Genomic DNA, 19,452 nt, shown 5'->3' with positions numbered 1-19,452 from the left:
CTCATGGCCCACCTGGAAGACCCGGAGCGCACCCCGCCCCCCGAGGGCTACCAGGCGCCCTTCTACAAGGCCGACCGCGAGACCGAGATGCGGGCGGCGCACGATCACTTCCAGGCGCGGCTGGACGCCGAGATCGCAGCTGGGCGCTGGACTCCGTCTGTCCGCGAGAAGACGAACGCGTAGTCGGTCGACCAGGCGGCACATAGGTCTGCCCCCGACCCAGGGCCGGGGGCAGACCTACCGCTCACTGAGCAGCGAAGCCGACAAACGCTGTCCAAGCCTCAGCATCGACCGCAAGGCCGCGACGAGCTACGTCCTTGGAGTCGCGCACTCGAACGACACGAGGGCAGACGGCGACCTCGATGCACTCCCCGCCCGAGCCCGTGCTGTAACTGCTCTTGAACCACGCCAACGCAGAACCGGTGGACTTCTCGGCGTTCATTGTTCTCCCAGCAACTTTTCGACGAAGGCCAGTGACGCACGTGGGGTGAGCGCTTGGGCTCTGAGGATGCCGTACTGCTCCTCAAGCTCCCGGACCGCCCTGCGTTCCGTATGCAGGCGGCTGTCCTTGTACCCCTCCACGTAAGCGATCCTGCGCCCGTCACGCGTCTCGATCAAGGTGAACGGCCCCTCAAGTCCAGCGTGCTCTTCCAAGTCGGTGGGCACCACCTGAATTTCGACGTTGCGGTGCTGGCCGTACAGCAGGATTTGCTCCAGCTGCCCCCGCATGACCGCCCGACCCCCGAGTGGCCTTCTCAGCACAGCCTCTTCGATGACGAAGCTGATGGTGGGCTGTGGCACACGAGCGAAGATCTCCTGCCGGGCGAGACGGGCCGCCACCCGCTCCTCGATCAGGTCCTGCGCCAGCAACGGCCGCCACATGGTGAACACCGCTCGCGCGTACTCGTCGGACTGGAGGAGCCCTGGGACAGCCTTCGTCGCGTACACGTGCAGCTCAACCGCCTCCCCCTCCAACCTCGCCGCATCCCGGAAGAACGCCGGATACTGAGCCCGAGCCACCTCCTCCTTCATCTCCTGGAGGACCCCGCCCGCGTCCAGCACCTCGTCCGCCTGGTCGATGAACCTCGGCGGCGGCACCCGGCGCCCCTGCTCGTACGCGGCGATGGTCGACACCGAGTACCCCGTCAGCGAGCCGAACTCGGGCCGCTCCATGCCCGCCCGCACCCGAAACCGTTTCAACTGGCGCCCGAAGACCCGCAGGACCCCGGAGCCGGCGTCCGACTCCGGATGCCGCTCCTCACCCTCGCCGCCCCCGGACGCCCCGTCCACCAGCCGTGTCGGTTCACTCATCCCCGTACCACCTCCCTCGGCCAACGCGCCCCCGCGCCGACCGTCACGCTCCGTCCCGCCTACACCCGCACATCGGCCACTTACAGCGACGGCCCGTATGCGCGCCGTATCCGGCCACGCTAGGACCGCACCGGCAGCGTGGGCCACATGAACAGCCGAATCTCCACCCCCCGGGTACACACCCCCGGCGCCGAGGCCGAAACGGCCCACCCCCTGCACGAGTTCGCGATGGCGTTCACCTCCTCCCCGCGCGGCGCCCGCCTGGCCCGCAGACTGGTGTCCCACCGGCTCGACACGTGGGGACACCCGTACGGCGGCCGGGTCAACGAAGCCCTCACGCTGATCACCGCCGAGCTGGCCGCCAACGCCGTCCGGCACGGGCATGTCGCCGGACGGGACTTCCACGTCCGGCTCACCCACGCCACCGGCACCGTGCGCGTCGAGGTCAGCGACACCCGCACCGAACGCGTGCCCGTGCTCACCGACGCGGAACCGCCGGGCGACGCGGAGTCCGGCCGGGGTCTGCTGATCGTCGCGGGACTGGCGACCCGCTGGGAAGTCGCGCGGCGCGACGGCGCGCCGGGCAAGACGGTGTGGGCGGAACTGCGCCTGGCATGAGCCGCGCGCGACCCGGCCATCGGCAAGCGTGTTCACGCCAACGCCGGGGCGGACAGGGCCCGTTGGACCGTCGGTGTCAGTGGTGGACGCTAGTGTCGTTCGCCCGGCAAGGAGCCGACGGACCCAGGGGGAGCACGAGAACGCCATGCACGACAACCACAGCGGATACCGGATCTCCGTCGTCGACGAGGACCCGCTGCGCGCCCGCAAGGACGCACGCGAACTGCTCGCCGCGCTCGCGGAGGCGGACTCCACGGCCAGGATGGACCTGCCCGAACCGGGCAGCCTTGCGGGGGTCGGCGACAAGGGCGGCCCGTCCGCCGAGACCGTCGGGCTGCTGCTGAGCGCCGGTTCGTTCGTCGCCGCGCTGGTGCAGGTGTGGCTGGCGCGGATCCCTCAGCGCACCCTCGTCGTCAAGCGGCCCGACGGGGCGGTCCTGCGCATCACCGGCAAGGAGGCCCGCGAGGACGACACGCTCGTCGAGCGGTTCCTCGCGGACGGCGGCGACGGCGACGGCACGGCGGCGGGCTGAGCGGCGATGACGGACAACGACCGCCACGCGTTACTCGTCGGTGTCTCCACGTACGACAGCGAGGCGTACCAGAACCTTTCGGCGGTGCGGGCCGACCTGCACTACATGCGGGCCGTGCTGGAGAACACCGGGATCGGCATGTACAACGAGTGCGCGGTGGCCGCCGAGCCGACGCGCGCGGAGATGCTGCACGCCGTCGAGACGTTCCTGGAGGCCCGGCTGCCCAGCGAGACCGCGCTGCTCTACTTCAGCGGGCACGGGGAGTACTGCGAGCAGGACGGCCAGCTGTACTTCCTGACCCGCGACACCGATCCCGCCGACCTGCCGGGCACGGCGGTGCCGGCGGAGTTCCTGGAGCGGATGCTCCAGTCCTGCCGGGCCGCCTCCAAACTGGTGCTGCTGGACTGCTGCTCCAGTGGTTCCGTCGTCCAGGGCTGGACCGCCAAGGGCCCGGCGGGGGAACCGGACCGGCCCACGCCGAGCACCCTGCTGAAGCCGACCGGCGTGTACTTCATCACCGCGTCCGACGCCCTCCAGGCGGCCTCCGCGATGGCGCCGCCCGGGTCGGGCCTCGGCACCTCCCGGTTCACCGGGGAGATCGTCGAAGGGCTGCGCAACGGCCGGATCAAGGACGGCGGCTGGATCACGCCGGACGACCTCTTCGACTACCTGACCGCCCAGATGACCCGCGACGGCGTCCCGGAGGAGCAGCGGCCCACCAAGTCCACGATCAGGGCCACCCGGAGCCTCCCCTTCGCCCGGTCGGTGGCCCGGCCCGTACGCCTGCCCGCGCTCCCCCACGACGCCACCGAGGCCGCCCGGCGCTCCCCCGCGCTGCTGAAGGCCCGGGAACTGGCCGAGGCGGACGACCGGGACGGCGTCGACCCGCAGCGGCTGCTGCGGTACTACGCGGACTGCCTCACCGCGCAGGCGGCGGCCGGAATGCGGCCCGACCGGGACGCCGGCCGCGACGAGAAGTACTTCCTGCTGGGCCAGGGCGAGGAGACCATCCAGTCGGGCCGCGGACCGCACATCGTCGCGCCCGGGTCCCTGCCCCGGCCCCAGGACGGGCGGGCCGGGGCGGACGGCGGGGCGGGGACGCGGCAGGAGTACTGGTACGGGTATCCGGCGATCACGCTCCCCTCGCGTGACGGGGGCCGGGGGCGGCGCGCGACGGTCGAGCTGGCGCCGCTGCTGATTCAGCAGATGGAGCTGGCGCCGGACGAGAACGGCCGGGACGTGCTGCGGCCCAGCGGCGTGCCGTCCCTGCACAGCGGCGTCGTCTCGGAGCTCCTCGACGCGGGCGACGCCGCCGACCTGGTCGCCCGCTGGCAGCCGGCCTGGCAGGAGGGCAACGACGCCCAGATGCTGCGCGCCGTCCGGGAGTTGCTGGACGAGCTGGGGCTGCCGGAACTCGAACCGCTGGACCCGTCCGCGCTCAGCGACCGCACGGTCATGCAGGCACTGCGGCCCGGCGCGCACAACGCGGCCGTGCTGCTGGTGCCGTCCGGTGCGGAGGCAATGGCCACCCAGGCGCTCGTGGACAACCTGCTGGAGATCTCCACGCGGACCGCGCAGATCACGGGCACCGCCCTGGACGCGCTGCTGAACGGCGGGGCCCGGCAGGCACCGGCCACGACGGCTGCCTCGGCGAACCCGGTGACCCCCGTCGCTCCGGGGCCGTGCAACGAGAGCCAGGAACAGGTGATCGCCTCGGCGATGAGCCGGCCGCTGACGGTGGCGACGGGCCCACCCGGCACCGGCAAGAGCGAGGTCGTCACGGCGGTCGTCACCACCTGCGTCGCCGCGGGACAGTCGGTGCTGGTCGCCTCCACCAACAACGAGGCCGTGAACGTCGTCGCCCAGCGCTGCGACGACATCGCGCCCGGCCTGCTGATGCGAACGGGCAACGCGGAGGCACTGGAGCGGGAGGCCGCCAAACTGGAACGGCTGCTCGCCGAACCGGTTCCGGCGCCGCGCCGCGGATCGGCCACCGTCGGCGGCGAACTGCGCAACACCCGGGACACGGCCGACCGGCTGCGGGCGGAAGCGGCACACCGCGTCGGTGAGGAGACGCGGCTGCTGGAACTGCTCGGCGACCGGGAGGAGCGGGCGGCCGGACTGGAGCTGCCCCTGCCCCTCCTCGAAGGGGCCTGGGCGGCGGACGCGGACGGCCCGGCAGCGTTGGGCCGGTGGGCGGACCGGGCCCGGAAGACGGCCGGGGCCCGCTGGTGGCAGCTGGGGACATGGCGGCGCGGCCGTGCGCTCGCCGCACTGGTCTCGGCGGGCGCGGAGCAGCCCGACGGGGCCCAACCCGCGTGGCCGCAGTGGGCGGCGGCACGACCGGTGCCGCCCGGGTTGCTGGAGTCCCTGGCCGACATCGTGACCGTGGAGCGGGAGGTGCGCGAACTCGTCCGCGGACAGAGGGACTGGGACGAGGACGGACTCAAGGCGTCCCGGTCGGCGACGGCGGAGGCGCTGTCCGGCCTGGCGGCGGAACTGTCCCGCGCGCTGTCCGCCGAGACCCTCGACCGGGCCGCCGGGCTCATGAACCAGCGGCTCCAGGCGCTCCGCCGCCGCTCCGGCTACCAGCGCAGCCAGAAGAACCTGATGACCCTCGTCAAGGGATGGGCCGTCAGCACCCACTCGGTGCGGCAGCTGGAACTCACCCCGAAGCTGTTCGACCTCGTCGTCATCGACGAGGCCAGCCAGTGCTCCATCCCCTCGGTGCTGCCGCTGCTGTTCCGGGCCCGGCGGGCACTGATCATCGGTGACCCCATGCAGCTCGGGCACATCCCCGGAGTGTCACCGCAACAGGAGCGGCAGGCACGGACGCGGGCGGGGCTGAGCGCCGCGCAACTGGAGCACCACCGCCTCACCTACCACGTGTACTCCTCGTACCACGCGGCCGAACAGCACGGCGAGGGCGCGCTGCTCCTCGACGAGCACTACCGCTGCCACCCGCGGATCGCGGACGTCGTCAACAGCCACTGCTACGGCGGCCGGTTGCGGGTGCTGACCGACGTGCGGCGGCAGGTGCCGGGACACGACCCGGTGGGAGCGGCCGACCCGGCACCGGTGCTCGGCTGGGTCGACGTACCGTCCGGGGCGTCGGCGCGCGGCGGCGACGGGCGGTCCTGGCGGAACGCGGCGGAGGCGGAGGCCGTGCGGCGCGTGGTCGACGGATTGCTGGCGGGCCTTCCGGCGGACGCGACGGTGGGGGTGGTCACGCCGTTCCGGGCGCAGAAGGAGACACTGGCCCGGATCTGGCGGGACGACGACCGGGTCCGGGTCGGCACCGTCCACACCTTCCAGGGCGGACAGCGTGACGTGATGGTGCTCAGCCCGGTGGCCGCGCCCAACACACCGCCCCGGACCACACACTGGGTCGCGAGCCAGGTCAACCTGTGGAACGTGGCGGTCACCCGGGCCAAGTCGCAGCTGCTCACCGTGGGCGGCCACGCCTTCTGGCAGGAGCAGAGCGGGCTGCCGGCCCTCCTCGCCGCGCGCTCGGCACCCCTGGGAGCGGGCGACGGCGGCACCGCGGCCGAGGCCGGCCCGCCCGGCCCGGTGAGCGAGGCGCGCGAGGACCTCGCCGACCGCCTGCAGCGGTATCTGACCGGACGGGGCGTCACCGATCTGGAGCGGGCCGTGCCGGTGGGCGGACACCCGGTGGACCTGCTGTTCACCGACGCCGGCCAGAACACGGCGGTGCTGATCGACCCCGGTCCGAGGCCCGGCGACGATCCCGCACGGCACCTCCGGCTCACCCACGCGCGAGGCGACCTGCTCACCGGACTGACCTCCGGGGGCCACGGCGCCAAGCCCGGCCCGGTGAGCCGGACGGTGCGGGTGCCCGCCTGGCGGATCATGGCGGGCGAGACCGCGCTGGCACCGCTGTTCGACTGAAACCCCGGGCAGCGCGGCCGGGTTCGGCGCCCGGACCCGGCGGCCCGCTCAGCCGCCGGGCAGGCTCCGCACGACGTACGTCATGTGCTGGAGGTTGCCCGCCCGCAGCCACTCCGTGGGACCTCCCACCCCCTCGCTGACCGAGAGCGGGCCGTTCGCGCAGTCGCTGAGCCATGCCTCGCCCTGCCCGGCCCGCGCCCCCCGGAACTCGGGCAGCTCGGTGATCCGGCGGGCCGCGGCACGGTTGACGGCGATCCGGTCGGGCCCCCGGGTCACCGTCCTGACGACGTACGAGCTGTCGGTGGTGTAGCGGAGCACACCCCAGGGCGGGCCGCCCTTCCTCCCGGGTGCCGGGGCCTGCGCGAGGGCACTCGGAGGCTGCACCCCGTAGTCGCCGCACGGGCAAGACCGTCGTCGCCCTGCACCGGGTACGCCACCTGGTCCGCCAACTCCCCCCGGGGCACGACAAGCCGGTCCTGCTCACCACCTACAACAAGAACCTCGCCGCCGACCTGCGCTCCCGGCTGCTGGAGCTGGGCGGTGAGGAACTCCTCGGCCGGGTCGACGTGAGTCACGTCGACCAGTTGGCGCTGCGTGTCGTCCGCGAGGCCGAACCCGGCAACGGCAAGCAGGCCATCGACGACGGACAGGCCGTACGCGAGTGGCGCGCACTGCGCGACGAACTGGGCGAGGACACCTGGGACCCGGAGTTCCTGCACGAGGAGTGGACCCAGGTCGTCCTCGGCCAGGCGGTCGGCAGCCGCACCGACTACTTCCGTGCCCGGCGGGCCGGGCGCGGCAAGAGCATCGGCCGCGGGGAGCGGGCCGAGATCCGGCAGTTCGCCGAACGCTTCACCCAACGGCTGCGTGACCGTGAACCCACCCGCTACCGGCACGAGATGCAGCGAGCCAGGTCCCTGCTCTTCGTGGCCGCGACCCGGGCTCGCGACCGTGTGGACGTCTTCTGGCACGGCAGGCCCAGCCCGTTCCTCGACGGCTCGTGGGTGAAGACCGAGCACGGCGGGAGGTGACTCCCGGCTCCGAGGCAGGTTTCCACCTCGGCACACCCGTGCCCGTGCGGACGTCACCGGGTGTCTGGGGCACGCCGTCGACCCCGTGGGCGCACTCCTCGTCGTCACGCTCTCAGCCCCCTCCGGCGACCACGGCGGCTCCGGTGAGGTGGCGGCCGGGCACAGGGCCGGGTGGGCAAGCGCCGGGCGTGAGCGATCCGCAGCCCGGGGTGACCCTGATGAACACGGTGTCCGTCCACGCCACAGCCGGCCCGTGCCACAGGCCGCCGCCGACGCACGCGCCACCGCACCAGCCTTCAGCGCCGACCCGCGGCAGCCGAACAGCAGCCGCCCGATGCCGCGCAGCACGCCCCTGGCTCGCCGCCGCACATGCGCACTGCCGTGACCTGGACCGCGGCACCAGGGGAGCCGTGTGCGCCCGTCCTGCCCGATGGCCCCGTCCCGCTAGCCACCAGGGCGGCCCGGTGCGTAGCATCCGGTCCCATGCCGAAGCCTGACGAGCTGCTCGTTGACATCGCCGCCCGTGTGGAGTCCGGGCAGAGCAATCAGATGTCCCTGACCGTGGTCACCAGTGGTGCTGTCATCACCGGTCGGCTGGCCCCAGAAGCCATGTGGAGGCAGAGGGTGTCTGAGGTGCTGAAGGACTCCGCCGACCTGGGCGAGTTCTCCACCGTCTTCGACAGCCCCGCGAAGCAGGACGGTCCGCCCAGGCACCTGCACTTCCACGTCGCCCGGATCCTGCAGGGAGTCGTGGGGGTTCCGGAGACGGGCGGGATGTACCGCGTCGCGATCGAGGACGTCAGTGCCTGGACCGTGGGCGACTTCAGCTACTCCGACCACTGACGCACCGGGACACGGCACACAGTGAGGCCCGACCGGCACCCGCCGGTCGGGCCTCAGTGCTCGGTTCGGCGCCCCCCTGTCCGCGGGTCAGGCGGACAGGGGGGCGCCGAGCCGTGCGGACGCCCGCCGGTACGGGCCGGCCATGGGTGCGGTCGCGGCGGCGGGGCGGGGGCGGCAGGTGAAGCCGAGTCGGGTCATGGCCCTGAGGACTTCGCCTGTGCTGACATCACGGCGATCCTGGCGGGTGATGACCTGGGCGACCTGCTGGGCGGGGTGGTGGCGTCGTCCGTTGACGACGCACTCACCGGTGACCGGCTCGGGTCGGACGCGCTTCGTCGATTCCGCCACGCCGCTCTTGGTCAGCTCGAACGGGAGGTGGGTGACGACACAGCGCATGATGCCTCCCGGGAGACGACAAGACACGGCCGGGTGGGGTGAGGGCGGTTCAGCGGGAGAGGGCGAGAGCGCTCAGAGCGGTGCCGTGTTCGTCGGCCGCGGGCGCGGCCCCGAGCCGGCGGCAGGGCATCACACGTTCGGCGTCGGTCCCCGAGGTCAGCGGTGGGGCGAAGGGCCCGATGACGTCTGCGATGTCTCGCAGGCGGATCCGGTCCGTGTACCCGGAGCCGTCGCGGACGGCCGTGAGCCCGGCCCGGGTGACCAGGCCGGTGCGCAGACCGTCCTCGTCGCAGACCGCCAGATGACCTGTACGGGCGGCGGTCATCACGGACAGCGCCACCTCCACGGTCATGTCCTCCCAGACCTGCGGTCCGGCCGTGTCCATGGTGTCGGCCACCGTGCCGTGCGCGGGGTGGGCGCTCGCCGGGCGGAACTGCGTCTGGTCAAGCGTCAAAGGGTGCCTCCTGAGGAGTTGGGCCGGCTTCCTGATCACGAGGGTTCTATGCAGCGGCACCCGCGGTGGACTGCCGTACGGGCGCGCGGCGGGCCGCCGGGACGGGGCGGCGCCGGCCGCGTGAGGTGGCGCCGCGCTTCTTGGGGCGTTCGACCACCGGTGCGGTGATGACGACCGGGATGCCCGAGGGGGTCTGGGCGCCGGTGATGCGATGCAGGGCATCTTCGCCGGCGCGGACCAGGGTGGTCTGCGGGACGATGCCGGCCGCTGCCATGAGGCGAGTCAGGGCGCGGCGCTGGTTGGGGGTGACCAGGGTGACGACACTGCCGGACTCTCCTGCGCGGGCGGTACGGCCGCCGCGGTGGAGGTAGTCCTTGTGGTCGGTCGGCGGGTCGACGTTGACGACGAGGTCGAGGTTGTCGACGTGGATGCCGCGCGCCGCGACATTGGTCGCCACCAGTACGTTGACGTGCCCGCTCTTGAACTGTGTCAGCGTGCGGGTGCGCTGCGGCTGCGACTTCCCGCCGTGCAGGGCGGCGGCCCGTACCCCGCTGTTCAGGAGGTGCTCGGTGAGGCTGTCGACGGCGTGCTTGGTGTCGAGGAACATGATCACGCGGCCGTCGCGTGCGGCGATCTGGGTGGTGGCCGTGTGCTTGTCGGCGCCGTGAACATGGAGCACGTGGTGCTCCATCGTCGTGACCGCGCCGGCCGAGGGGTCGACGGAGTGGACGACGGGGTCGTTGAGGTAGCGGCGCACGAGCAGGTCGACGTTGCGGTCGAGAGTGGCGGAGAACAGCATGCGCTGCCCGTCGGGGCGGACCTGGTCGAGGAGGGCGGTGACCTGCGGCATGAACCCCATGTCGGCCATCTGGTCGGCCTCGTCGAGGACGGTGACGGAAACCTGGTTCAGCCGGCACTCGCCACGGTCGATGAGGTCCTTGAGGCGTCCCGGCGTGGCGACGACGACCTCGGCGCCACCGCGCAGCGCGCTCGCCTGCCTGCCGATCGGCATTCCGCCCACCACCGTGGCCAGCCGCAGCCTCACGGAGCGGGCGTACGGGGCGAGCGCGTCGGTGACCTGCTGCGCCAGTTCACGCGTGGGTACGAGGATCAGCCCCAGCGGCTGCCTGGCCTCGGCGCGCTGCCCGGCCGTACGGGCCAGCAGCGCCAGCCCGAAAGCGAGGGTCTTGCCGGATCCGGTGCGGCCACGGCCCAGTACGTCCCGGCCGGCGAGGGAATTCGGCAGGGTCGCGGCCTGGATCGGGAAGGGCACGGTCACGCCCTGCGAGCCGAGCGCGGCCAGCAGTGCGCGGGGCATGTCGAGATCGGCGAAGACCTCCGCGGCGGGAAGCGCGGGGGTGATCGTCCTGGGCAGCGCGAACTCCCCCTGGACCGCGGCGGGCCCGCGGCCGTGACCACCGGAGCGGCTCGGCCCGCCGGAGCGGCTCCTGGCCGACGAGCCGAACCGGCTGCCGCCCCTGCCGGAGTCGGTACTGCCGTTACGGGTGCGGGCGAAGCGGTCGTTCGTGCGTGTGCGGTTCATGCGGAACCTTCCTCGATACGGCACATATCAAGGAATTCCCGCAGCAATGAGCAGCAGAGAGAATTGCAAGAATGGACCGGCGGAATGCGAAAGCGATCTGACCGACGAAAAATCCGTGCGGGCACAGGCGCTGGAATGAGTGGCGCGAAGCGGACGCAACGCAATGTGCGGGCGTCCGCCGCCATGAAACCCATGAAGGGGTGCGTGCACCCCTGAAGAGTGCCCCGTATGCGATGAGCCTACGGGTTTCCTGGTTGTCGTCCGCAGCCGGGACCACTGCGGGAAAATGCGAGCAGCTGGGGCCCGCACCCCGAAGGATGCGGGCCCCAGCTACACGTACGCGACAGTCGACGTCAGGCGAGAACGATGTTCTCGGCCGTCGGGCCCTTCTGGCCCTGAGCGATGTCGAAGGTCACCTTCTGGCCCTCCAGCAGCTCACGGAAGCCCTGGGCGGCGATGTTCGAGTAGTGGGCGAACACATCGGCGCCGCCACCGTCCTGCTCGATGAAGCCGAAGCCCTTTTCCGCGTTGAACCACTTCACGGTGCCAGTAGCCATGTCATTTCTCCTTTGGGGCAGTGCATCGGGATCCGCACTGCGCGGACCCCGTGTCGCCGCGATGATCAGCCCGTCCGGAAAAAGACCGGATAACAAAAGCGCTCCCAACGGCACAGACGCCGCCCGGAGGACACTTGGAGTTTTGGGAACCACAACTGCAACTGAGATCGACAGCAGCACGCCGCAGCGGCATGCGGACGGCGAAAAATCCCACTCCACTAAAAGCGGTAGAGGATCTGTCTGCCTGTTCCATTGAAATCTCAGCTGGCGGGCACAGATATTGACCCAGCCGGAGCGGAACGTTTCAGGGAGCCTCGGGGGCGCGCCCGGCGTGACGGCTGCCGCCCGAAGGGATGGTGCGGGCAGGCACGGGCCACGTGGGCCCGGCCCTCGGCCCGACCCTCGGCGCTATCGCCCCGCGGGGGACCCGCTCGCTGGACGCCGCCGTCGCCCGGCTCCGCACCGAGGGCCACGACATCGAGGATGAGGACGTGGCCCACCTCCCCCCGTCCGAGGACCGGCACGTCGACTTCCTGGGCCGCCATCCGTTCACCATCAGGGCCGGCGGACCCGGTCAGGGCCTGCGTCCCTTCCGGAACCCCGAGGCAGCCGAGGACGACGAGGACCGACGGCGGCACACCCTGCCCGCCGGGCCGCCACAGCGCCCTCTCATGGTCGCGCCTGCGTGGGCAGGGTGAGGATTTCGGCACCGTCGTCGGTGATGGCGATGGTGTGCTCGCTGTGCGCGGTCCGGCAGCCTGTCGCGCTGCGCAGCGTCCAGCCGTCGGCGTCGGTGACGAGTGCGGCGGTGTCGGCCATCACCCAGGGCTCCAGGGCGAGCAGCAGTCCGGGGCGCAGCTTGTATCCGCGGCCCGGCCGTCCGGTGTTCGCGATGTGGGGGTCCTGGTGCATGGTCGAGCCGATGCCGTGGCCTCCGAACTCGGTGTTGATCGGGTAGCCCGCCCCCTTGAGGACCGTGCCGATGGCGTGGGAGAGATCACCGGTGCGCGCCCCGGGCTTGGCGGCGGCGATGCCGGCGGCGAGCGCACGCTCGGTCGCCTCGATCATCGCGACGCTCTCCGTGGGCCTGGCCTTGCCCACCAGAAAGCTGATCGCGGCGTCCGCGGCCACCCCGCCCATGGCTACGGCGAGGTCGAGGGTCAGCAGATCCCCGTCTGCCAGCGTGTAGTTGTGAGGCCGCCCGTGGAGCACTGAGTCGTTGACGGCCGTGCAGATGTAGTGCCCGAACGGGCCGCGCCCGAAGGAAGGCGCGTAATCGACGTAGCAGGACTGCGCTCCCGCCTCGGTGATCATCTCTTTGGCCCACTGGTCGATGTCCAGCAGGTTCGTCCCGACCGTGCTGCGCTGCTTCAGTGTGTGCAGCACGTCTCCGACCAGAGCGCCGGTCTCCCTCGCCCGCTCAAGCCGCGCGGAGTTCAGGATCTCAATCATGGAGGCCTCTCAGGTGTGCCCAATAACTATCCCGGCCTAACAATACCGGTATTAGAATGGGTCCATGGTCAGGTTGCCGCTCACCCCCGCCGAGGTAGAACGCGGACAGCGCCTCGGCGCCCTGCTCCGCCGAGCCCGGGGCCGCCGCTCGATGCTGGACGTGGCGCTCGCCTCGCGCATCTCGCCGGAGACCTTGCGGAAGATCGAATCCGGCCGTGTGGCCACCCCCGCCTTCCCGACCATCGCAGCGATCGCCGACACCCTCGGCCTGTCCCTCGATGCCGTCTGGGCCGAGATCAACCGGGCGGAGCGAACCGTCGAGGACCGGTCGGTCCTGCCTGTCGCACGGCGTCCATCGCTGGCTTCGTGACACCCCGCTCGACAGCGAACACACATGAACGGACGCAGCCGGCTTGCCCGTGGCCGCGTTGCCTTTCCAACTGCTCCTGCCGGGGCTCGGCGGGGGCGTGATCGCGGTGCTGGGCGCGAGGTCGGCGGGGCCGGGGTGAGGTCACGGGTCCCCTCCCCCGGCGGCGGGGCTCAGCCGGCCGACGACCTCCCCACCGCGCACGGAATCCTCGTCACGCCCGATCTCCCCCTGGGGGCGACCAGGCGTGACGAGGATTCAGCACGAGCGTCATCCGAGCGTCAGCCGTGCGAGAACCGCGCCGGGACCACGACCACGGCAGGTCACCGCCCACGCCTGGAGCCGCAGCCCAGAGCACACCAGGCGGGTGGTCCCCCGCTCCGTGCACCGTGCGAGGGAGAACAGCTCGAAGCAACCACCCGCGCCGACGAACCCACAGGTCAGCGACCCTTTTCGACAGGCTCCAGAATCGCCACGCACTCCACATGATGCGTCATCGGAAAGTGTCGGCCTGACCGACTCTCGGAAAGTCCCAGGTCAGAGCCGGTTTATCGGCTCACTGTCACGCGTGCGGGCCGCACGGAGCGTCAAACGAGCGTCATGACCCACAGTCCAGCTCCTCTGCAGGGGGAACAGGCCGCCACGACCAGCTCACCTGCACGGGCCCGCTCCCGACCGAGGAGCTCGCGCTCTACCGAGAGGGGTTCCGGCGGCGTCTGCCGGAGTCGCTGGACGGAGTTGCGCGGGCCGACCACGGTGTCATGGCTCTGCCGCTGTACATGTCTTGGTCGGGGATGACCTCGTACGACCTGGGCAAGCCGCGCCAGCGTATGGGCCTGTACCGGACCGTCCTGCACGAGGGCCTGCGCGACGACCTGCCCCGCGCCGGCCGTGCAGGTCCCTCCGTGGTCAGCCGCCGGTGGCAGCCCGGGCAACCGCTTCGGCGAGGAACGCGGCCACCTCGTCCGTGTGGGACAGGTGGGGCGAGTGGCCGGAGGGGACACGAAGCCTGTGGGCACAGTGCGCGGCCCACTGCTCCTGGACCGCGGGCGGCAGCGCCGGGTCCTCGGTGGCTACGACGTACGCCAGCGGTACGTCCGCCGGCGCGGCGGCCGGCTCTTCCGTGAAGGCGCGCATGCCCTGCCAGTTGAGGCGCTTGACCGCCTCGGCGATCACGACGGGGTCGACACCGCTGAAGATCGACTGCTCGGCGTCCCCCGCCCTGACGGCGCGTCGTGAGCGGCTCACCGCCCGCGGCATCGAATCCCGAGCCGTGCAACTGCCGAGCAGTAATCCCGACAGTGCCGCCGCCGAAGGACTGACGGAGGACGTCGCAGTCGTCCGGGACACGATCGACGCGGTCAGCGGCCCCGTGGTGCTGGCCGCCCACTCCTACGGAGGGGTGCCCGCCACCTGGGCCGCCGCCGAGGCGGAACAGCTCGCCGAACTCGTCTACCTGGCCGCGTTCGCAATCGGACCCGGTACCTCGATGATGCAGTGGATGGGCGGAGACTTCCCGCCCACCTGGATCCACTCGCCGGACGTGCCGGCCCCAGTACCGCCCCGACGTCCTCGATGGCTGCCTCACCGGCACCGGCCTCCGACGCCAGCCACTATGACGACATGTAACTGGATAGGTGGTTGGTTGGATTGGCTCGGTCGGCTCTGTGGCGGCTGCCGGGACCCTGTACCGCCCCTGAGGGTGTGGCGATCGTCAATCTGGGCTCAGCGCAAGGCGCTGGCGAGGTAAGCGTTGCGGGTTCTGATGAGGCGGGGCATGTACCAGCTCAGGACAGTGCGGTCGGCGACACGTCCGAGGAATCCGAACGGCGAGGCAAAGTCGATGACGTCCCTCATAACGGTGCCGCCAGTGCCGTCCGGCTCGAAGTGATGACTGTGATGCCATCGCTTGAAGGGGCCAGCATCCTGCTCGTCCACGAAGCACTGGGGCGGGTCATACGCCGTAATGCGGGCGGTGAGTCGCCAGGTCAGGCCGAAGTGGCGGGCCTGGAAGGTCACCGTGTCGCCGAGTGAGAGTACGCCTCGGGTCCTGCCGCCGACCGCCCGCTCCGACGAATCGGCCATCGACCGCGTGTGTGCTTCCACGTCGAGGCATGCCTCGAACACCCGGTCCGGGGGTGCGGCAACGGCTGTCACGATCTCGAAGTGCGGCACCGGGCCATCCTAGAAGGGCGTGCTTGATCGCCGGTCGGTGGGGCCGGCGTGTCAGGTGATGGCGGGCATCCAAGGGCTGCCTCGCATGGCTTGCACGAGGCCGTCGAGCATGGGCTGGTCCTGGCGGGCCGCGGTGGCGAGGTAGGTGCGGATCGCGGCGAAGTCCTGGGCGCCTTGCAGGGGCCGTAGACATCCGGAGACCTTGATCCGCAGTTTTCCCGTCCTGATCGTCTGTTCGGCGGGGTTGTTGTCGAACGGCAGCCGCAGGTCGTGGACCCAGCGCAGGTAGTCCTCCCAGCGCCGGTGCAGGCGCTTGAACAGGGCGTGGTGCTTGGCCTCGCCCTTCGACGCTCGGGCGGCGGTGACTGCCAGCCCGTCGTCGACCGCGCGGTGAATCACCTATCCGTTACGACGACATCACGCATTCAAGGTCAGTAATCACGGTCAATACGGGCGCCCCAACGCAGTACGCACGTTGCCCTCTAGTGTCCTGAGTCTTTATTTCGCTGTAGAAGTAGGCTGGGCTCATGGCGCGTATGGGTCGGCCGACGGTCGAGGTGGTTCTGACGGATGAGGAGCGAGAGACGTTGCTGCGCTGGTCGCGGCGGGCAACGTCCTCGCAGGCTCTGGCGTTGAGATGCCGGATCGTGCTCGCGTGCGCTGATCGCGGTTCGAACACCGCGGTGGGGGCGGAGCTTGGGGTCCACCCGGTCACGGTGGCCAAGTGGCGTAAGCGGTTCGCGGCCGACCGGCTCCAGGGCCTGTCCGACGAGCCGCGGCCCGGCCCGCCCCGCACGGTGAGCGACGAGAAGGTCGAGGAGGTGGTCGTGCGGACCCTGGAGACCACGCCGAAGAACGCCACGCACTGGTCGACACGGGAAATGGCCGCGGTCAGCGGGCTGAGCCAGTCCACCATCTCGCGGATCTGGCGGACCTTCGGCCTCAAACCGCACCTGGTGGACACCTTCAAGCTGTCCAAGGACCCGCAGTTCATCGAGAAGGTCCGCGATGTCGTCGGCCTGTACCTGGACCCGCCCGAGCGGGCCATCGTCCTCTGTGTGGACGAGAAGTCGCAGATCCAGGCACTGGACCGGTCGGCACCGGTGCTGCCGATGATGCCCGGCATGCCCGAGCGCCGCACCCACGACTACCTGCGCGGCGGCGTGACGCCCCTGTTCGCCGCCCTGAACGCGGCCACCGGCGAGGTCATCAGCTCGCTCCACCGCCGGCACCGCGCGGTGGAGTTCAAGAAGTTCCTGGCCAAGCTGGACAAGGAGGTCCCCGGCCATCTCGACGTCCACCTGATCTGCGACAACTACGCCACCCATAAAACGCCCGCGATCCAGAAGTGGCTGCTGGCCCATCCTCGGTTCCACATGCACTTCACCCCCACCAGCTCGTCATGGCTCAATCAAGTGGAGCGGTGGTTCGCCCTGCTGACGGACAAGCACATACGGCGTGGCGTCCACAGGAACGTCCAAGCCCTGGAGAAAGACATCCGGGCCTGGATCGCCGACTGGAACGACAACCCGAGGCCTTTCGTCTGGACGAAGACCGCTGATGAGATCTTCGAACGCCTCACCGGATATCTGAACCGAATCAAAGACTCAGGACACTAGCGCGCGTTTACGCAGGTCAGGCCCGCAATGATGCATGCACGTCCCATTGATTCCCAAGCTCAGAGTGCGGGTTCGATTCTCGTCACCCGCTCCACGAAAACCGCAGCTCATAGCCGCTTTCCCACCCCGGGAAAGCGGCTCTACCGCTGTCTGCACCCCGTGGGCGTGGGAGAACCTGGGGGACAGCTCCGCCTGAGCCTCGTTGATCACATCGGGTACGACCCGACGAGCTGACCGGGAGGCAAGGATGGCGTCAAACTCCCCGCCGAGGAGCGCGCCGGAACCCTCGCGGTGCTGGCCGAGGCGTTCCCCGCTCTGGCGTTCCCGGATACGGAGGTGCTGCGGGCGAAGCCGCCGCCTCATCTCAAGCCGCCGCCGGGGGATGGTCCGGCGTGGGCGCCGAAGGGGTGGAACTGGTGAGCCGGTGGTGGTGCACCTGGGGGCAGTGCCCAACTAAGGGCTGTCCCGTAACTGCTGGTCACGAGTGAGATGATCTTGTCGTGTCTGGTGTGATCACGGCGTCGGAGCCCTCCTGGATAGCCCCGTTCACCGGGCTGAGCCCGCGCCAGTTCGGCAAGCTGATCACCGCGCTCCGGCGTGAGGGTGCGGATCCGGTACGCAAGGGCCGGCCCTGGAGCCTGCCGTTGGAGGACCGCGTGCTCCTGGTCGCCGCGTACTGGCGGACGAACCTGACCCTGCGCCAACTGGCCCCGCTGTTCGGGGTGTCCAAGTCGGCGGCCGACCGCATCATCGACCACCTCGGGCCCGCGCTCGCGCTCCAGCCGCGCAAGCGGTTCCGCAAGGACACCGTGCTGATCGTGGACGGCACCCTGGTTCCCACCCGCGATCACACCATCGCCGAGCAGTCGAAGAACTACCGGTACTCCACCAACCACCAGGTCGTCATCGACGCCGACACCCGGCTCGTCGTCGCGGTCGGCCGACCGGTCGCGGGCAACCGCAACGACTGCAAGGCGTGGGAGCTGTCCGGCGCGAAAGACGCCGTCGGCAGGACCACCGTCATCGCAGACGGCGGCTACCGCGGCACCGGCCTGGTCATCCCGCACCGCCGCGAGAAAGGCCAGAGCGAACTTCCGGCCTGGAAGGAGGAACACAACGCCTCGCACCGCAAAGTCCGTGCCCGCGTGGAGCACGTCTTCGCCCGCATGAAGGGCTGGAAGATCCTTCGCGACTGCCGGCTGAAAGGCGACGGCGTTCACCACGCCATACTCGGCATCGCCCGCCTGCACAACCTCCTCCTTGCCGCGTGACGCAGAAACCCGCAGGCCACCAGGCACGTCAGAGATCATTTACGGGACAGCCCTTAGACACTAACGGGCTAGTGTTACGCCTGGGTACGGTTCAACTCCCTTACCGGAAAATGATCACGCTGGGAGTTGTTGTGCGTCTTTCCCGTACCGCGCCCGTTGCCCTGGCGCTCACCGCGATGCCCGCGCTCGTCGTGACGACGGCTGCTGCCTCGCCGCCGTCCGCCCCCGAACCGTCCGCACCAACAGCGGTGTTCACCCTCGACGCCTCCAAGGGGACCTTCTCGGCGAAGGCGGCCAGCGGTCAGCGCGTGAGCGTGCTGGCCACCCACATAGGGCAGGGCGCGGACACCAAGATCCTCAAAGCCGGGGACGAGCGGGCCGTGTCGGACACCACCTTCGCCAGGTCCTCGGAGCCTTCCGCGCGCTCTGCGTGGGCAGCGTCCTCGAAGTTCGCGGACCTCTCCTGGGCGGACGCCGGCGCGAAGACCTACACCGTCTACCGTGACGGCGCGAAGATCGGTACGACGTCGAAGCCGAGCTTCCGCGACACCAGTGTCATACCCGGCACGGAGGCGGACTACCGGATCATCGGGGCCGGGAAGAAGGACACCCACACCTGGGGGATGACCGCGACCATCCCCAGCAGCGATACCACCAAGGCGCTGAACGCCACAGCGAAGGACATCGAGGCCAAAGCCCGCAAGTACTCCAAGTCAACGCTGCGGTGGCGCTCGTTCATCCGCCCGACTTGGGCCGACATCCCCAAGGAACTCGAGAAGCTCTCGGGCTGCAAGTACACCAAGGGCTACAAGTACGCCGGGGACGCGCGCGGCTTCTCCAAGTCGGGGAAGAACCCCGGCTCGCGCGCCGGGGTCACCGGGACGGTCGACTGGAAGAGCGGCAAGGTCACATGGGACCGCTTCACCGGCAAGACCCGCGTCTACAAGAAGTCCAACTCGAGGCTGGTCGCCACCCGTAAGGCCAGCGTGAAGAAAATCAAGTTCAAGGCGCTGAACAAGCACAACGGCAAGGAGCGCGGCGTGCGCATCATCGTCGACGCCACCGACCCGTTCTGCCCCAAGTCCGGTGTCAAGCGGGCCGGGATCGGGGCGTCCGCCACCGTCCAGATGACGCGGAGCGGCAGCTTCCACGTGACGGGCAAGCACCGCCAGGCCCCGGACCACGAGCTGTACATGTACAACTACGCGGGCAAGAAGTACAAGACGAAGACGATCCTGCGGGACAAGATGCTCGACCTGCGCTGCATTTCGCAGCCGGCCTGCCAGCTCCAGAACATCGCCGCCAAGGGCTGACCCCGCCCACACCCGCCGGTAGGTGCGGTGGGATGATCCAGGGGCGGTCTCCCGCTGCGGG

The 19,452-nt window shown here is 70.4% G+C and carries 22 protein-coding genes and 1 pseudogene; 12 read left to right on the top strand and 11 right to left on the bottom strand.

The genetic code is table 11. The features are described 5' to 3' along the window. Positions 1–3: 3 nt before the first annotated feature. Positions 4–183, top strand: coding sequence for a hypothetical protein (locus GSY65_RS28235; RefSeq protein ID WP_159773912.1), 180 nt, complete (start codon positions 4–6; stop codon positions 181–183). A gap of 61 nt (positions 184–244) precedes the next feature. Here GSY65_RS28235 and GSY65_RS28230 read toward each other — a convergent pair whose 3' ends face one another. Continuing rightward, positions 245–442 (bottom strand): DUF397 domain-containing protein, encoded by a 198-nt coding sequence (locus GSY65_RS28230; protein WP_159773910.1) that lies wholly within the window; start codon positions 440–442, stop codon positions 245–247. Next, positions 439–1,311, bottom strand: coding sequence for a helix-turn-helix domain-containing protein (locus tag GSY65_RS28225; protein WP_159773908.1), 873 nt, complete (start codon positions 1,309–1,311; stop codon positions 439–441). Before GSY65_RS28225 ends, GSY65_RS28230 begins: the two co-directional genes overlap by 4 nt. 147 nt (positions 1,312–1,458) lie before the next feature. Here GSY65_RS28225 and GSY65_RS28220 point away from each other — a divergent pair, with 147 nt between their 5' ends. The 3 genes from GSY65_RS28220 (at position 1,459) to GSY65_RS28210 (ending at position 6,370) form a co-directional block, all read left to right on the top strand. Beyond that, entirely contained in the window at positions 1,459–1,929 is a 471-nt protein-coding gene (locus GSY65_RS28220; RefSeq protein ID WP_201452693.1) for an ATP-binding protein, read from the top strand. A gap of 145 nt (positions 1,930–2,074) precedes the next feature. Then, on the top strand, positions 2,075–2,461 hold the full coding sequence (locus GSY65_RS28215; protein WP_159773906.1) for an effector-associated constant component EACC1: 387 nt from the start codon (positions 2,075–2,077) through the stop codon (positions 2,459–2,461). 6 nt (positions 2,462–2,467) lie between these two features. Next, complete coding sequence (locus tag GSY65_RS28210; protein ID WP_159773904.1) at positions 2,468–6,370, top strand: caspase, EACC1-associated type; 3,903 nt, start codon at positions 2,468–2,470, stop codon at positions 6,368–6,370. 48 nt (positions 6,371–6,418) lie between these two features. On the opposite strand, the gene GSY65_RS28205 is transcribed toward GSY65_RS28210, so the two are convergent. Then, positions 6,419–6,754 carry a beta family protein gene (locus tag GSY65_RS28205; RefSeq protein WP_236580098.1) on the bottom strand — a complete coding sequence of 112 codons (336 nt, stop codon included), beginning with the start codon at positions 6,752–6,754 and terminating at the stop codon, positions 6,419–6,421. On the opposite strand from GSY65_RS28205, the pseudogene GSY65_RS28200 reads away from it, so the two are divergent. Beyond that, a pseudogene (locus GSY65_RS28200) lies at positions 6,715–7,236 on the top strand (UvrD-helicase domain-containing protein); the annotation flags it as partial. The gene GSY65_RS28205 and the pseudogene GSY65_RS28200 sit on opposite strands and share 40 nt — an antisense overlap. A 648-nt stretch (positions 7,237–7,884) precedes the next feature. Continuing rightward, positions 7,885–8,244: a hypothetical protein gene (locus tag GSY65_RS28195; protein WP_159773902.1), complete on the top strand. Its 360-nt coding sequence runs from the start codon at positions 7,885–7,887 to the stop codon at positions 8,242–8,244. An 87-nt stretch (positions 8,245–8,331) separates the two neighbouring features. On the opposite strand, the gene GSY65_RS28190 is transcribed toward GSY65_RS28195, so the two are convergent. From GSY65_RS28190 to GSY65_RS28175, 4 genes are all read right to left on the bottom strand, one after another. After that, the gene (locus tag GSY65_RS28190; protein ID WP_159773900.1) at positions 8,332–8,640 is read right to left on the bottom strand and encodes an SCO5918 family protein; all 309 of its coding nucleotides are present in this window, start codon (positions 8,638–8,640) and stop codon (positions 8,332–8,334) included. A 49-nt stretch (positions 8,641–8,689) separates the two neighbouring features. Further along, the gene (locus tag GSY65_RS28185) at positions 8,690–9,094 is read right to left on the bottom strand and encodes a CBS domain-containing protein (protein ID WP_159773898.1); all 405 of its coding nucleotides are present in this window, start codon (positions 9,092–9,094) and stop codon (positions 8,690–8,692) included. 46 nt (positions 9,095–9,140) lie between these two features. Further along, the gene (locus GSY65_RS28180) at positions 9,141–10,637 is read right to left on the bottom strand and encodes a DEAD/DEAH box helicase (RefSeq protein ID WP_159773896.1); all 1,497 of its coding nucleotides are present in this window, start codon (positions 10,635–10,637) and stop codon (positions 9,141–9,143) included. A 353-nt stretch (positions 10,638–10,990) separates the two neighbouring features. After that, positions 10,991–11,194, bottom strand: coding sequence for a cold-shock protein (locus tag GSY65_RS28175; RefSeq protein WP_031045667.1), 204 nt, complete (start codon positions 11,192–11,194; stop codon positions 10,991–10,993). Between the two features lie 353 nt (positions 11,195–11,547). On the opposite strand from GSY65_RS28175, the gene GSY65_RS33400 reads away from it, so the two are divergent. Beyond that, the gene (locus GSY65_RS33400) at positions 11,548–11,892 is read left to right on the top strand and encodes a Tn3 family transposase (protein ID WP_201452692.1); all 345 of its coding nucleotides are present in this window, start codon (positions 11,548–11,550) and stop codon (positions 11,890–11,892) included. On the opposite strand, the gene map is transcribed toward GSY65_RS33400, so the two are convergent. Then, the gene (gene map / locus GSY65_RS28165) at positions 11,864–12,646 is read right to left on the bottom strand and encodes a type I methionyl aminopeptidase (protein WP_159773894.1); all 783 of its coding nucleotides are present in this window, start codon (positions 12,644–12,646) and stop codon (positions 11,864–11,866) included. The genes GSY65_RS33400 and map overlap by 29 nt on opposite strands. Before the next feature lie 64 nt (positions 12,647–12,710). Here map and GSY65_RS28160 point away from each other — a divergent pair, with 64 nt between their 5' ends. Further along, complete coding sequence (locus GSY65_RS28160; protein ID WP_159773892.1) at positions 12,711–13,016, top strand: helix-turn-helix domain-containing protein; 306 nt, start codon at positions 12,711–12,713, stop codon at positions 13,014–13,016. Positions 13,017–13,922: 906 nt separating this feature from the next. Here GSY65_RS28160 and GSY65_RS28155 read toward each other — a convergent pair. Continuing rightward, complete coding sequence (locus tag GSY65_RS28155; protein ID WP_236580096.1) at positions 13,923–14,261, bottom strand: alpha/beta fold hydrolase; 339 nt, start codon at positions 14,259–14,261, stop codon at positions 13,923–13,925. On the opposite strand from GSY65_RS28155, the gene GSY65_RS34565 reads away from it, so the two are divergent. Continuing rightward, entirely contained in the window at positions 14,149–14,763 is a 615-nt protein-coding gene (locus GSY65_RS34565) for an alpha/beta hydrolase (protein ID WP_328707518.1), read from the top strand. The genes GSY65_RS28155 and GSY65_RS34565 overlap by 113 nt on opposite strands. Here GSY65_RS34565 and GSY65_RS28150 read toward each other — a convergent pair. Both GSY65_RS28150 and GSY65_RS28145 read right to left on the bottom strand, forming a co-directional pair. Then, positions 14,739–15,188 (bottom strand): SRPBCC family protein, encoded by a 450-nt coding sequence (locus GSY65_RS28150; RefSeq protein ID WP_159773890.1) that lies wholly within the window; start codon positions 15,186–15,188, stop codon positions 14,739–14,741. The two genes, GSY65_RS34565 and GSY65_RS28150, sit on opposite strands and share 25 nt — an antisense overlap. Positions 15,189–15,239: 51 nt before the next feature. After that, the gene (locus GSY65_RS28145) at positions 15,240–15,587 is read right to left on the bottom strand and encodes an IS66 family transposase (RefSeq protein ID WP_159773888.1); all 348 of its coding nucleotides are present in this window, start codon (positions 15,585–15,587) and stop codon (positions 15,240–15,242) included. A gap of 128 nt (positions 15,588–15,715) precedes the next feature. Between GSY65_RS28145 and GSY65_RS28140 the strand changes: the two genes are divergently transcribed. From GSY65_RS28140 to GSY65_RS28130, 3 genes are all read left to right on the top strand, one after another. Beyond that, positions 15,716–16,807, top strand: coding sequence for an IS630 family transposase (locus tag GSY65_RS28140; protein WP_159773887.1), 1,092 nt, complete (start codon positions 15,716–15,718; stop codon positions 16,805–16,807). 500 nt (positions 16,808–17,307) lie between these two features. Then, positions 17,308–18,078, top strand: a complete 771-nt coding sequence (locus GSY65_RS28135) for a transposase (protein ID WP_159773885.1) — start codon at positions 17,308–17,310, stop codon at positions 18,076–18,078. Between the two features lie 131 nt (positions 18,079–18,209). Then, positions 18,210–19,391, top strand: coding sequence for a hypothetical protein (locus GSY65_RS28130; protein WP_159773883.1), 1,182 nt, complete (start codon positions 18,210–18,212; stop codon positions 19,389–19,391). Positions 19,392–19,452: the final 61 nt, after the last annotated feature.

The organism is Streptomyces sp. HM190, assembly GCF_009857135.1.
Lineage (GTDB): Bacteria > Actinomycetota > Actinomycetes > Streptomycetales > Streptomycetaceae > Streptomyces > Streptomyces heilongjiangensis.
This window is presented reverse-complemented; position numbering and strand designations above follow the sequence as displayed.

Bases quoted from the DNA above. Each gene is read 5' to 3' on its own strand.
- GSY65_RS33400 (WP_201452692.1), top strand. From the start codon at position 11,548: ATGGTGCGGGCAGGCACGGGCCACGTGGGCCCGGCCCTCGGCCCGACC.
- GSY65_RS28190 (WP_159773900.1), bottom strand. From the start codon at position 8,640: ATGCGCTGTGTCGTCACCCACCTCCCGTTCGAGCTGACCAAGAGCGGC.
- GSY65_RS28230 (WP_159773910.1), bottom strand. From the start codon at position 442: ATGAACGCCGAGAAGTCCACCGGTTCTGCGTTGGCGTGGTTCAAGAGC.
- GSY65_RS28225 (WP_159773908.1), bottom strand. From the start codon at position 1,311: ATGAGTGAACCGACACGGCTGGTGGACGGGGCGTCCGGGGGCGGCGAG.
- GSY65_RS28180 (WP_159773896.1), bottom strand. From the start codon at position 10,637: ATGAACCGCACACGCACGAACGACCGCTTCGCCCGCACCCGTAACGGC.
- GSY65_RS28220 (WP_201452693.1), top strand. From the start codon at position 1,459: ATGAACAGCCGAATCTCCACCCCCCGGGTACACACCCCCGGCGCCGAG.
- GSY65_RS34565 (WP_328707518.1), top strand. From the start codon at position 14,149: ATGCCCTGCCAGTTGAGGCGCTTGACCGCCTCGGCGATCACGACGGGG.
- GSY65_RS28215 (WP_159773906.1), top strand. From the start codon at position 2,075: ATGCACGACAACCACAGCGGATACCGGATCTCCGTCGTCGACGAGGAC.
- GSY65_RS28175 (WP_031045667.1), bottom strand. From the start codon at position 11,194: ATGGCTACTGGCACCGTGAAGTGGTTCAACGCGGAAAAGGGCTTCGGC.
- GSY65_RS28235 (WP_159773912.1), top strand. From the start codon at position 4: ATGGCCCACCTGGAAGACCCGGAGCGCACCCCGCCCCCCGAGGGCTAC.
- GSY65_RS28195 (WP_159773902.1), top strand. From the start codon at position 7,885: ATGCCGAAGCCTGACGAGCTGCTCGTTGACATCGCCGCCCGTGTGGAG.
- GSY65_RS28160 (WP_159773892.1), top strand. From the start codon at position 12,711: ATGGTCAGGTTGCCGCTCACCCCCGCCGAGGTAGAACGCGGACAGCGC.
- GSY65_RS28140 (WP_159773887.1), top strand. From the start codon at position 15,716: ATGGCGCGTATGGGTCGGCCGACGGTCGAGGTGGTTCTGACGGATGAG.
- GSY65_RS28210 (WP_159773904.1), top strand. From the start codon at position 2,468: ATGACGGACAACGACCGCCACGCGTTACTCGTCGGTGTCTCCACGTAC.
- map (WP_159773894.1), bottom strand. From the start codon at position 12,646: ATGATTGAGATCCTGAACTCCGCGCGGCTTGAGCGGGCGAGGGAGACC.